This is a genomic window from Bacillus cereus group sp. MG20, from assembly GCF_040459885.1.
GTDB lineage: Bacteria > Bacillota > Bacilli > Bacillales > Bacillaceae_G > Bacillus_A > Bacillus_A cereus.
This window is the reverse complement of record NZ_JARVHF010000001.1, coordinates 385353-398703: the sequence shown is the minus strand read 5'-3', so window position 1 is coordinate 398703 and position 13351 is coordinate 385353. Positions and strand designations below refer to the sequence as shown.

The following is a 13351-nucleotide window of genomic DNA, read 5'->3' as shown; positions in this document are numbered from 1 at the left end:
ATATGAAAGGGGAAACACCATGATTATTATTCACGCAATATTTCAAGTAGATCCAGCAAAACAACAAGCATTTTTAGAAGAAATTCAGCCACTCATTCACGGTTCAAGAGAAGAAAGTGGAAATGTATCTTATGACTTATATAAAGATACAGAAAAAGAAAGTGTTTATACGATGGTAGAAGTATGGAAAGATGAAGCAGCAGTTGCGAGCCATAATACGAGTGAACACTTCACATCTTTCGTTAGTAAAGCAGCACAATTTTTAACTGCTCCGCTTAATATAAAAGCTTATAATGGAGAGTTAGTAAAATAAGAAGGTAGAAAAAGATGACTTTAGCGTGTGGCTGAGGTCATCTTTTTTATTTCAATTTAAGGTTGAAATGGTTATATTAGTTAATTCTGTTACAATTTTTTAATCAACATTATTATTCTTCTTCTTCATGTATGTAATCACCTTTAAATAAGTGAAGTGAATTAAGTGTAAATTAATTCGTTTTACTTATACTTAATTTTGTGTTAATGTATATTTAATTTTTTAATGTATTTATCCTTGTTTTATTAAAATAGAAAGAAAAAGAAATGTATTAGAGTTAAAAGTTACACGGTCAGCATGTAAATAATAACTTATAATTTATTTTTAAATTTTTTAAGGGTGTGAACTATAATGAAATCGGTATTAAAAAGCATACTTATTTCCTTTGTTTTTTCAGCAGTAGGTATGTGTTGGTTGCTGTTCTTATTATTTCAAGGGGACGGTGATTGGTTATTATCTTGGATAGGCGTATTAATGTCATATTTATCTTTATATACTTTAATAGATTTATACTGTAAAAATACATACGATAAAAAATTAAATAAATGGCTTATAAAAACAGCGGTGACTAGCTTTAGTTTTGCAGTATTAGGAATCTCATTTTGCATCATACATGAGCTATTAACACCATGGAGTCTTAGTTTAATGGTGTGGTATTGGTTGCTAATGTTAGTATTATTTTTAACGACTATAATATCATTAATCAGTTTAGTATTTGTTAATCGTAAAAATCACAATTTCACCGTTGGATATAGAATGCTCATACTTCTAAATGTATTTCTTACATTAGGACCAGTATTATGGCCGTTATTACTTTCTATTATTGGAAATGGTATGAATGCTAGTGCAGGCTGGTAAAAAGGAATTTAGATTAGTTGTGTAAAGAATAGGATGAAAAGCTGATATAGAATTTTAAATGTTTATGAGAACATGTTTACATAAAAAGTGAAAACATGTTCTCTTTTTATTTGCATGCATAACTCTACCTCAGTTTACCCTATTTAAATTTAAACGTAAGTATTTTGTAAGGAATGAATAAGAAAAAAGAGAGGTTTATCGTATAGGATGAAAGTATAGCTCGAATCAATACGATATTAATAGAGGAGAGAAAGCCTTATGAAAACACGTAATCAAATTAAGTTGGCCAGTTTAGCAGTTTTATTAGCGGGTACTACTCTATTTACACCTGGTTTTACTGTGAAAGCAGAGTCTACTCAAAATATTTCTAATTCGTCACAAGAACCTAATCAAAAGAATCGGAATGGATGGAAACAAGTAATGCAGGAAACAATACAAATTGGGGCACCAGGGGTATTAGCTAAGACGTCTAATAAAGGGAAAGTTAATAGTTATACTGTTGGCGTGGCGGATTTAATTACAAAGAAACCGGTGAAATCGGATTTTCGCTTTCGGATTGGTAGTGTGACGAAAACTTTTACCGCCACGACTGTTCTTCAATTAGTAGGAGAAAATCGCGTACAACTTGACGATCCAATTGAAAAGTGGCTGCCGGGTCTCGTGCAAGGAAATGGGTATGATGGAAATCAAATTACGATACGACAACTTTTGAATCATACGAGTGGTATCGCTGAATATTTAAAGTCAAAAGACGCTGACGTAATGAATTCGAAAAAAACGTATACAGCAGAAGAAATAGTGAAAATAGGCCTTTCTCTGCCTCCAGATTTCTCGCCGGGCAAAGACTGGTTGTATTCAAACACAGGATATGTAATATTGGGAATGCTTATTGAAAAAATAACTGGTAATAGTTATGCGGAAGAAATTGAAAAGCGAATTATTGAACCTCTGGACTTGCCAAATACGTTTTTACCAGGGAATTCACCCGTCATCCCAGGAAAGAATCATGCTCGTGGATATGTGAAAATGGAAGAAACAGGCGAGTTGAAAGACATTACGTATTATAATCCGAGTTTAGCTAATGCAGCTGGAGATATGATTTCTAATGCGGATGATTTAAACAAATTTTTTTCATCTTTACTCGGTGGTAAGTTACTGAAGGAACGCGAGCTAAAAGAAATGCTTACTACAGTTCCTGTAGAAGGAAAAGGGGTTGGGGATGGATATGGTCTTGGAATCTATGAGACTAAACTTCCAAATGGTGTCTCAGTATGGGGGCACGGAGGATCAATTCCTGGGTTTATGACTTTTGCTGGTGGAGTAATTGGAGGCAAGCATACATTTGCTGTCAATGTTAATTCTTTAGGTCCGGTTGATATTCTTACACAGTTTGATAAAATGATGCAAGTTGAATTTAATAAATAGATGAAGAAAAAGCGAATAGGTTTCTGCAATAGCTGTAAATAAAAGAGATGCTTTTTAAATTTCACAAATAAGGACAGTATTAACATTCATAATATGGTATTAAGTATATGTAGAACATAAATATGATACAAGTGTATTTCAAAGTGCAATTCAATCTTATAGTTTAGTATAAAAAGGATGTCAGTTGTATGACATCCTTTTTGTTGTGAGACAAAGAGGTGTTGTTTGTTTTGAAAATTGTTATTTTTGAGAGTATTCCATATAATGAGAGGTATAGGGGCTATACAGGGGAGTTATGAATGGATAATACTTTAGTTTGTTAATTATTTTGTTTTAATAAAAAAGTAAATTGATTTGGAGTGAAATACATTGGGACAAAATCAGTTTAGATGGAGTAACAAGCAATTACGAGAACATGTAGAAATAATAGACGGTACAAGAAGTCCACACAAATTATTAAAGAATGCAACATACTTAAATTCCTATATACGTGAATGGATGCAAGCAAATATTTGGATTTATGATGACCGTATTATATATGTAGGAGAAAAGTTGCCAGAGCAACTATATAAATGTGAAGTCATTGATTGTGATGGAAAGTATGTCGTTCCCAGTTACATAGAACCGCATGCACATCCATATCAGTTGTATAACCCAGAGACGCTAGCAAATCATGCGATGCAATTTGGGACAACGACTTTTATTAGTGATAATTTAACTCTATTTTTCACATTAAAACGTGAAGAATCATTTCGTTTATTAGAGGAATTTAAAAAGATTCCAGCTACTATGTATTGGTGGTGCCGTTTTGATGGACAGACTGAATTGCAAAACGGGGAATCTTTGTTTAATAGTAAAGAAATAATAGAATGGCTGAAACAAGAAGCTGTTCTTCAAGGTGGGGAGTTAACAGCATGGCCAAAATTATTACATGGTGATGATGAAATGTTAACTTGGATGCAGGAAACGAAGCGATTGCAGAAGAAAGTAGAAGGCCATTTTCCAGGTGCATCTGAAACGACTTTAGCGAAGTTAAAACTGTTAGGTACAGATTGTGATCATGAAGCGATGACAGGGCAGGAAGCTTTCACTCGTCTTATGCAAGGTTACACCGTTTCTCTTAGAAATTCTTCCATTAGACCGGATTTAGAAGTTTTATTAAAAGAATTGTTGGAATTAGGCGTGAAACAGTTTGATAGATTTATACTTACTACAGACGGCTCACATCCTTCGTTTTATGAAAATGGAATGACAAACGTAATGATTTCTACCGCGATAAAACAAGGAGTGCCAGTAATAGATGCATACCATATGGCAAGTTATAATATTGCTCGCTATTATAATATGGAACATGTACATGGTTCGATTGCGACAGGTAGAATTGCTAATATCAATATTTTAGAAAGTAAAGAAAACCCAGTACCAATTAGTGTCCTTGCAAAGGGGAAATGGGTGAAGCGTGACGGTGTAAATACGCATGAAGCATTACATATAGACTGGAGTAAATATAAAGTAACTCCATTATCATTAGATTGGTCAATAGAAAAAGAGGATATGATTTTCTCTAATAAAACGGGGATACACTTATTAAATAACGTTATTACAAAACCATATACTAGTGAAATCAATATAGACTGTGATGAATTATCCACGGATCATGATGAATGCTTCCTCATGATGATTGCTCGTGATGGTACTTGGCGAGTAAATACAGTTGTAAAAGGTTTTGCGAAAGAATTAGGTGGTCTTGCTAGTTCTTATTCCGGCACAGGTGATATGATTCTCATTGGAAAAAGTAAAGAAGATATGCTTACAGCTTTTCGTAGAGTAAAAGAGCTCGGTGGTGGAATGGTCGTAGCAGAAAACAATGAAGTGTTACACGAAATAGCATTACCATTGCTCGGGATTATGTCTAATTTAAAAATGAGTGAATTAATACAGGAAGAGAAACAGATGGTGAAATTACTACAAGAGCGTGGCTACGCGTATGATGATCCAGCATTTACAATTTTATTCTTTTCTGCGACGCACTTGCCTTTTATACGAGTAACACCTATAGGATTATATGATGTAAAAAGTAGTAAGGTACTGGCTTCACCGGTGAATTTAATAAAGCAATATTAAAAGGAAAGGCCCTATAATAGTCTAAATTATAGGGCCTTTTACATTATTAGTATAAGAATATTGTAAGCCTCAAATGATATAGTATCTAAATCATTTGAGGTGATATGTAAATATGAAAAAAATATTTTACATTTTAAGCATATTTATTCTGTGTGTATCGATACAACACGTTGTACATTCCCAATCAGATGCACCAAGGTTATCTTCGGATTGTCTCGAAGAAAGAAAAGTTCGAGATGAAAAGTATGTGAAGAATATAATACAGGACATTAAATCCACATTTAATTTAAATATTGATGAACATAGTTTTTGGGAAGTAAGTAAAAGAGATCTGGAGGCTGCCCATTTGATGTATGGTGGAAAGGAAAATGATTCTTATTATAATTCGCTAACTAAAATTTATGATAGTGGTGGATTTAGCGAACAGCCCAGCTTATTTGTGAGGGCGCAAGAAGCATTTTTACTTTATAAAGAAAAAGATAATATCAATGTAATGAAACGCCTAAAACTAGACGTTGAAAAAGGGGAATGGCTCGTTATAAAAACGAAAAAGAAGAAAGGGAAAAAAGTGAAATTCAAGCCTTTGCAATGTGAAAAAGATTATATGAAAAAGAGAAATGAATAACAAAATACTTATTCATGCTGTTTTTATTCAACGATATTTTGCTGTTGATTTGAAATAGAAAAAGGTAAACGAACATATTAGCTTTATGGAATATGTTTGTTTACCTTTTTTTGAGAGATTTAAAAATTGGGGATGTTTTTAGTTGGAAATTATGTACTGGCTAATGAACTTATAACATTCAATGAATTTGTTCTTCATAAACATTAGATTTTGTGTCAAATGATTTATACATTGCCGAACCACCTATGTATATTTTATTCTACAGTATTTATAAAAGAATATTGGCCATGCATAAGAAATATGATTGGCACAGTTTTTGCTTGTATTAAATGTAAGGAAGGGAGATTGTATGTAAGGAATCTGTACTCGTAATAGTATAAAACAAGCTACTATTGCATTATTAATCATAGTTGTATTTATAGCGGAACTGTAAATACATACAAATAAGTAGGTTTTCGTTTTAAAAATTCTGAATTTTCTTTTAAATTATTAGGGGGCAATGGTATGGTTAAATATTCGAAAATTTCTAAGTGGATTCTTGGTGTTGGACTAGTGACAATAACATGTAATGGTTTGCAAATTCAAGCAGAGACAAAAGAGAAAAATCTGAAGAACGTATTACAAATGGAGCCGGTAGGAATACAGAAATCTGTTGATGAATTGGCGCACCCTTCAAAAGTACAAGAAAATGCATCTTTTACAAAACGGTTAAAATTAGCGGATTTTTCGCAGCGTCCACTAGCACCAAACGATAATATTAAACCGTTAGCTGAAGAAAAAAAGTATTCAATGGCTGAGTTAAATCAATTAAATAATAAACAATTAACTGATCTTCTTGTGACAATTAAATGGTATCAAATTCCAGAATTATTTCAGTTTAATAGTGATAGTCTTAAATTCTATCAAGATGATAGTCGAATGCAAGCAATTATTAATAAACTAGCAGAACAAGGACAAGCTTATACGAAAGATGATTCAAAAGGGATTGAAACATTAGTAGAAGCTCTACGTGCAGCATTTTATTTAGGTTTTTACCATGATGAATTAAGCAAACTAAATGAGCGTAGCTACCATGATAAATGTTTACCAGCTTTAAAAACAATTGCAAAAAATCCAAATTTCAAACTTGGTACATCAGAACAAAATAAAGTAATTGCATCATATGGAAAATTAATTGGAAATGCATCAGCAGATGTTGAAACGGTTTTATATGCAGGTGAAATTTTTAAACAATATAACGATAATCTTGCAACTTTCATTGAAGACCGAACAAAAGGAGACGCTATATATGAGTTGATGAAGGGAATTGACTTTGATATTCAGACGGATATGTACACGACTGGAAAAGAGCCTAAAGATACGATGTGGTTTCGAAATATTGATAACTTTATTAATGAAGTAAATCGTTTTGCACTACTTGGTACAGTAACAAATAAAAACGGATGGTTAATTAATAATGGAATTTACTATGCTGGCCGATTGGGCAAGCTTCATAGCACGCCGACAAAAGGACAACAAGTTGTTACAGATGCAATGCGAATTTATCCATATTTAGGAGAGCAATACTTTGTTGCGGCAGAACAAATTACTACAAATTATGGAGGAATAGATGCAAACGGAAAAACTGTAAATTTAGATCAAATTCGAGAAGAGGGTAAAAAGAAATATTTACCGAAAACGTATACGTTTGATGATGGAGCAATTGTCTTTAAAGCTGGGGATAAAGTTAGCGAAGAGAAAATTAAACGTCTATACTGGGCGGCAAAAGAAGTGCGTTCTCAATTTTATCGTGCAGTTGGTAGCGATAAACCACTTGAAAGTGGACATGCTGATGATGTGTTAACGATGGTTATTTATAATAGCCCAGATGAGTATCAATTTAATCGTCAACTGTACGGATATGAAACGAATAATGGTGGGATTTATATTGAAGGGACAGGGACTTTCTTTACATATGAACGTACACCAGAGCAAAGTATTTATAGTTTGGAAGAATTATTCCGCCATGAATTTACGCACTACTTACAGGGAAGGTACGAAGTTCAGGGATTATGGGGACAAGGAGAAATGTATCAAAATGAACGTTTAACATGGTTTGAAGAAGGAAACGCAGAGTTCTTTGCAGGTGCAACGCGATTAGATAGTGTAGTACCGCGAAAAAGTATAATTGGTGGGTTATCTAATGATCCTGCAAAACGTTATACAGCATCACAAACATTAAATGCGAAATATGGAACGTGGGATTTTTATAATTATTCGTTTGCGCTGCAATCATATATGTATAATAAGCGCCCTGAAATGTTCGATAAAGTGCATGATTTGATTCGCGCAAATGATGTTTCAAGTTACGATGCATACCGTGCTACATTAAGCAAAGATAATAAGTTAAATGAAGAATATCAATCTTATATGCAAATGCTTATTGATAATCGCGATAAGTATACAATTCCACAAGTATCAGATGAGTATTTAACTCAGCATGATCCAAAATCGCTTTCCGACATTACTTCAGATATTACAAATGAAGCGAAATTAAAAGATGTGAAAGTAACAAAGAATAAATCACAATTCTTTAATACATTTACACTACAGGGGACATATACAGGAAGTGCGGCTAAAGGAGAAGTTGAGGACTGGAAAGTGATGAATGAAGCAACAAATGATATGTTGAAACGTCTTTCAGGAAAAGAGTGGACTGGATATAAAACATTGACTGCTTATTTTGTAAATTACCGTGTAAATAATGCTGGGCAATATGAATATGATGTTGTGTTTAGCGGAGTGAATACGGAAGAAGGTACGGCTGTAGAAAAAGAACCAAATAATTCATTTGAAACAGCAAACCCACTATCTTTGAATATTTTGTTAAGAGGAACCTTGAGCGATCAAGATCAGGGGGATAAATTTGTTATTGATGTAAAGGATCAAAAAGATTTACAAATTTCTGTTACGAACGAACAAAATCTTGGACTGAACTGGGTATTATATTCTGAATCAGATCTAAATAATTATGTAGCTTATGCAACAAAACGTGATGGAAACAAATTGCTTGGAAATTATAATGCAAAGCCAGGGAAATATTACTTAAGTGTATATAAGTATGGTGGTGGAACAGGGAATTATACGGTACAAGTAAAATAGTTTACTATAATTTATTTTGAAAGGAAACTTATTGCATTTTTTAGCAAAATAAAGTATGTAATGTTAAAAATTAAACTATATCAATATATCCCTGTTCTAATTATAGAACAGGGATATATTGGCTTTATATTTTTAAATTAAATAATCTCATTGGATTTTGACAAGAAAATAATTAATATAGATTTGAATTCTCATTCGTAAAGAATACTTTAATCTTCTTAATGCTCTTTCATTTTTGTCTCAATGCTTGTTTTCAAATCAGTTGATACTTGATTGAAATACCCCAAAACGATCTCCCTAATATCATCGGATATAACTTTCAAATCACTAGCTAAGTTCTCAGCGAGATGTTCTTTTTCTATCGGTTCTAACTTCGTATAAAATTCACCAGCCTGCGTAAAGTCATTCTGTTTTGTTATAGAAGTTCTTTCAAGTTTACCTTCAACGTACCTTCCGTCACCGCTTGTAATTTGATTAGCGGGTGTCCAATCTTGCTGTTGGTTAATCGTTAATTTGCGAAATTCGGGACCAATTCTTCTTCTTTGTGAATCACTGTAAATGTTAGCGCGCCCTTGCAGCATTTTATCATCTGATAGTTCTGCACCATCCAGTAAATTAGAAGGGGAGAATGCGACTTTCTCTACTTGTTCCATAAAATTTTCAGGATTTTTATTTAATACCATTTTCCCGACTGGTATGAGAGGATACGCCTGTTCATCCCATACTTTTGTGTCATCTAAAGGATCATAAGATAGGTAAGCTTCATCTTTCGGATCCATGAGCTGGACGTATAAACCATACTCCACTGGTTTACCATTTTCAATAGCATCATATAAATCTTTCCCGCTATAATCAGGATTTTCAGCAGCTAGTTTAATTGCTTCTTTATTAGTAATGTACTGTACACCTTCAAATGGGTACCAATGATACTTTACATACTTTCGATTACCTTCCGCATTTCTCCATACATATGTATTAACACTATGTCCTGGAATGTGGCGAAGACTTTTGGCCGTACCATTATTAGAGTATAAACGGACAACAAAATGAATAGATTCAGGTGCTTTAGCGACAAAATTCCAAAATCTATTAGGGTCTATTAAGTTATTTTTAGGTGAAGGCAATAATGCTTGAATCGTTTCAGGGAAACGCATTGGGTCACGAACAGAAAAAACAGGAATGTGATTACATAAAAGGTCAAAAATTCCTTCTTTTGTATAAAATTTTGTAGAAAAACCGCGTACATTTCTAGCAGTATCCGGTGTTCCTTTCGTACTAACAGCTAACGAAAATCGCACCATAACAGGAACTTTCTCATTAGAATTTTGTAAAAAACTTAATTTAGTATGTTCAGACATCGAATATATCGTTTGAAAATAACCGAACGCACCAAATCCTTTTACATGAACAGGTCTTTCTAAAATTTTTTCATGAATAAATTCTTGTAATGACTCATGCAGTACACTATCTTGCTCTAGTACGGGTCCACGTGAACCAACTGTTTGAGAGTGAAGTTTAGCTTGTTCATTACGTTCGTCATTTTCATTAAAGTCTTTCCCTAGTATAGATTGCCCCTGTTTATCATAGTTTTCATCCATCGATATAGCCTCCAAATCTTTTTTGTCCATTGTTACTAAATATGATTCTATAGCCTTAATTATGTATGACACGCACAGTTCAAAGCAGTAACATACCGCTAGATGAAAAAAACACATATGTAGTGGACCTGTTGAAATAGAAGAAATTATGGAAAAATGAATATCGGGAAGAGAAAGCACACGTTTTACTAAAAATGTGGAAGAAAACCACTATTAAAATTTCAATCTTAAAACTTAATTTATAAACGATTATATAGAGAATGAACGTTAAAAAAGGGAAAATAACTAGGAGGAATTTAACATGTCGGATTGGTTTCAATTAGATAAAGAATATATGATGTCTACATATTGTCGTACAGAGGTTGCAATGGAAAGAGGAGAAGGGTGTAAACTGTATGATGTAGATGGTAAAGAGTATTTAGATTTATTTTCTGGCGTAGGAGTAAATGTATTAGGATACAATCATCCTAAAATTGTACAAATGACAATGGAGCAAGTTACGAAATCGTTGCATTTACCGTTTCATTTTTTAAACCCAGTTGCAATTGAGTATGCAAAGAAATTAGTAGATTGTACTTTAAAAAGCGGAAAAGTCTTTTTTACAAACTCTGGTACGGAAGCGACAGAAACGACATTAAAATTAATTGATAAATATAGATTTATTGCGAATGAAGAGCGTGATGGAGTAGTTGTGTTAAAAGATAGTTTTCACGGGAGGACGTTAGGGGCACTGCATTTTACGAGACAAGAAAAGGTATATCAAAATTTCCCTAAAACATCTATTCCTGTATATGAAGTAGAGCGCGAGAATATAGACCAATTAGAAGAAACCATTATTAAAGAAAATCCAATTGCAATTATGCTAGAGCCTGTTTTAGGTAGCGGGGGGATTTATCCTTTATCAAATGAATATTTACATGGTGTTCAAAATTTATGTGAAAAATATAATGTACTTCTTGTCGTTGATGAAGTTCAAAGTGGTATGGGTCGAACGGGAAAATTATTTGCTTATCAAAATTTTAATATCACACCGGACATTATTCAAATTGGTAAAGGAGCAGGAGGCGGGATACCGCTAGGAGGAATTATTGTAGGTGAAAGGTTATGTGATGTATTTTCACCAGGAGATCACGGGACAACATTTGCTCATTCATCAATGGGAACAGCTTTAGGTTTAACTGTATTAAATACATTACTTGATGATGGGTTAATGCAAGAAGCTTATAAAACGTCACTATATTTGAATGACAAACTGCAAGATATTCAGAAAGAAAATGCTTATTATATTCAGGAAGTACGTCATGCGGGGATGATGTTTGGGATAAGTGTGAATGACACGAAAGAAAATGTGAAGAAATTACAGATTGAGTTAATGAATAAAGGGATGTTAGTCGATGTAACACAAGGGAATATTATTCGATTACTTCCGCCGTATATTATTACGAAAGAGGAAATTGACGCATTCACTTATGAGTTTATTTCCTGTATTCATAACATAGCTGCTACAGCAAGTATTTAAAAAAATATAAAAAAATATAAAAAGCTGAAGAAGGCGCTATTTTAGCGGCTTCTTCAGCTTTTTAAAATAGTAAATTACTTAACCTAGAGAGCATCTCATTGGACAAATAATTAATTATGTGAAACAATAATAACAGATAAGGAGACGTTAATTTTCCTTAAGTGCTTCGAATTAATTTTATTCAATAAGAGAAGGTGTGCTTAAAGAAGTTAAATTAAAAAGGAGCTGTTTTATTATATGCAACAAAATAATGATTTAAATTTTGAACCTCAAGACGTTAATATTGTCAATCCTAAACAAGCCAGGAAAGCAGTAATTGCTACTGGTATAGGAAACGCAATGGAGTGGTTTGACTTCGGATTATACGCGTATTTAGCGGTTATCTTAAGTCAATTATTCTTCTCAGGTGTTGATAATAGTGGATTGCAACTTGTACTTACATTCGGTACATTTGCAGCAGCCTTTCTCGTTCGACCAATCGGAGGTGTATTCTTTGGTAGAATAGGAGATAAGTACGGCCGAAAAATCGTGTTAAGTACTACTATTATTTTAATGGCACTTTCTACATTATTCATCGCATTACTACCAACCTATGAACAAATTGGTGTATGGGCACCAATACTACTTTTAGTTGCCCGAATGATTCAAGGCTTCTCTACAGGCGGCGAATATTCAGGAGCAATGGTTTATATCGCAGAATCTTCTCCAGATAAAAAGCGTGGTATACTCGGTAGTGGTCTTGAAATTGGAACACTCTCAGGTTACATTGCTGCATCGGTAATTGTTACCATTTTGACGTTATTGTTAACAGATGAGCAAATGCTCAGCTGGGGATGGCGTATTCCGTTCTTAGTAGCTGCACCAATTGGCTTGGTCGGTTTATACTTACGCCGTCATCTAGATGAATCTCCAATCTTTGAAGAGATGGAAAAAGCACAAGAGGAATCTGAAGACAATGAACAATTTTCATTTATGGATATTATTAAATATCACAAAAAAGACTTCTTATTAAGCACAGTAATTGTCGCTTTCTTTAATATTACGAATTATATGATTCTTTCGTATATTCCTTCTTATCTAACTCAAGTACTTAAAGTCAAAGAAACAACGGGCTTATTAATTATTTCTATTACGATGGCACTTATGATTCCACTAGCACTATATTTTGGTAAATTAAGTGATAAAATTGGTAATAAACGCGTCGTGCAAATTGGTTTACTTGGTTTAACTGTATTTGCAATTCCAGCATTTTTACTAATAGGTAACGGACATATTGCAGCTATATTTGCAGGTATTTTCGTACTAGGTTTCTTCTTAAGTGTATATGAAGGAACATTACCTTCATTATTACCATCACTCTTTTTCACTGATGTACGTTATCGAGCACTTTCGATTTCATTTAATATTTCTGTATCGATATTCGGTGGAACAACACCGCTCGTATGTTCATACTTAGTTCATGCAACTGGTAACCCGCTTGCGCCAGCATTTTATTTGACGGGTGTAAGTATTATTGGATTAGTTGTATTTAGTGTATTATTTGTTACGACTTCAGGGCGTGCGCTAAAAGGTTCATATCCTACAGTAGAAACGAAAAAAGAAGCACACCTAATCGCTAAAGAAGACCCTGAAGAAACACTTTGGTGGCATGAAGAGTCATTAGAAATTGAAGCAGGGAAGAATGCTTCCATTTAAAAAGCAACGTAGAAGTATAAAAAGACTCCTATGAATATAGGAGTCTTTTTGTT

At 33.5% G+C, this 13351-nt stretch carries 9 protein-coding genes; 8 read left to right on the top strand and 1 reads right to left on the bottom strand.

The window, feature by feature from the left end; genetic code table 11:
• The first annotated feature begins 19 nt into the window (after positions 1 to 19).
• The 6 genes from QCI81_RS02135 to colA all read left to right on the top strand — a co-directional run bounded on the left by QCI81_RS02135 (position 20) and on the right by colA (position 8486).
• Entirely contained in the window at positions 20 to 313 is a 294-nt protein-coding gene (locus QCI81_RS02135; protein ID WP_000583805.1) for a putative quinol monooxygenase, read from the top strand.
• Positions 314 to 664: 351 nt separating this feature from the next.
• A complete protein-coding gene (locus QCI81_RS02130; protein ID WP_000843829.1) occupies positions 665 to 1171 on the top strand; it encodes a DUF3902 family protein in 507 nt (168 codons plus the stop codon).
• Positions 1172 to 1429: 258 nt separating this feature from the next.
• The gene (locus tag QCI81_RS02125; RefSeq protein WP_071732018.1) at positions 1430 to 2596 is read left to right on the top strand and encodes a serine hydrolase domain-containing protein; all 1167 of its coding nucleotides are present in this window, start codon (positions 1430 to 1432) and stop codon (positions 2594 to 2596) included.
• Positions 2597 to 2965: 369 nt separating this feature from the next.
• A complete protein-coding gene (locus tag QCI81_RS02120; protein ID WP_353810602.1) occupies positions 2966 to 4720 on the top strand; it encodes an adenine deaminase C-terminal domain-containing protein in 1755 nt (584 codons plus the stop codon).
• Positions 4721 to 4832: 112 nt separating this feature from the next.
• Positions 4833 to 5345, top strand: a complete 513-nt coding sequence (locus QCI81_RS02115; RefSeq protein WP_000719367.1) for a hypothetical protein — start codon at positions 4833 to 4835, stop codon at positions 5343 to 5345.
• A 504-nt stretch (positions 5346 to 5849) separates the two neighbouring features.
• Positions 5850 to 8486, top strand: coding sequence for a collagenase ColA (gene colA, locus QCI81_RS02110; RefSeq protein ID WP_071732020.1), 2637 nt, complete (start codon positions 5850 to 5852; stop codon positions 8484 to 8486).
• 218 nt (positions 8487 to 8704) lie between these two features.
• Here the strand turns inward: colA and QCI81_RS02105 are convergent, their stop codons facing one another.
• Entirely contained in the window at positions 8705 to 10084 is a 1380-nt protein-coding gene (locus QCI81_RS02105) for a catalase (protein WP_071732021.1), read from the bottom strand.
• Positions 10085 to 10385: 301 nt separating this feature from the next.
• Between QCI81_RS02105 and QCI81_RS02100 the strand changes: the two genes are divergently transcribed.
• Both QCI81_RS02100 and QCI81_RS02095 read left to right on the top strand, forming a co-directional pair.
• Positions 10386 to 11603 carry an aspartate aminotransferase family protein gene (locus tag QCI81_RS02100; RefSeq protein WP_071732022.1) on the top strand — a complete coding sequence of 406 codons (1218 nt, stop codon included), beginning with the start codon at positions 10386 to 10388 and terminating at the stop codon, positions 11601 to 11603.
• 237 nt (positions 11604 to 11840) lie between these two features.
• Positions 11841 to 13298 carry an MFS transporter gene (locus tag QCI81_RS02095; protein ID WP_001186932.1) on the top strand — a complete coding sequence of 486 codons (1458 nt, stop codon included), beginning with the start codon at positions 11841 to 11843 and terminating at the stop codon, positions 13296 to 13298.
• The last annotated feature ends 53 nt before the right edge of the window (positions 13299 to 13351 follow it).

Coding starts and splice junctions, on each gene's coding strand:
- QCI81_RS02135 (WP_000583805.1), top strand. CDS start 20: ATGATTATTATTCACGCAATATTTCAAGTAGATCCAGCAAAACAACAA.
- QCI81_RS02130 (WP_000843829.1), top strand. CDS start 665: ATGAAATCGGTATTAAAAAGCATACTTATTTCCTTTGTTTTTTCAGCA.
- QCI81_RS02125 (WP_071732018.1), top strand. CDS start 1,430: ATGAAAACACGTAATCAAATTAAGTTGGCCAGTTTAGCAGTTTTATTA.
- QCI81_RS02115 (WP_000719367.1), top strand. CDS start 4,833: ATGAAAAAAATATTTTACATTTTAAGCATATTTATTCTGTGTGTATCG.
- colA (WP_071732020.1), top strand. CDS start 5,850: ATGGTTAAATATTCGAAAATTTCTAAGTGGATTCTTGGTGTTGGACTA.
- QCI81_RS02105 (WP_071732021.1), bottom strand. CDS start 10,084: ATGGATGAAAACTATGATAAACAGGGGCAATCTATACTAGGGAAAGAC.
- QCI81_RS02100 (WP_071732022.1), top strand. CDS start 10,386: ATGTCGGATTGGTTTCAATTAGATAAAGAATATATGATGTCTACATAT.
- QCI81_RS02095 (WP_001186932.1), top strand. CDS start 11,841: ATGCAACAAAATAATGATTTAAATTTTGAACCTCAAGACGTTAATATT.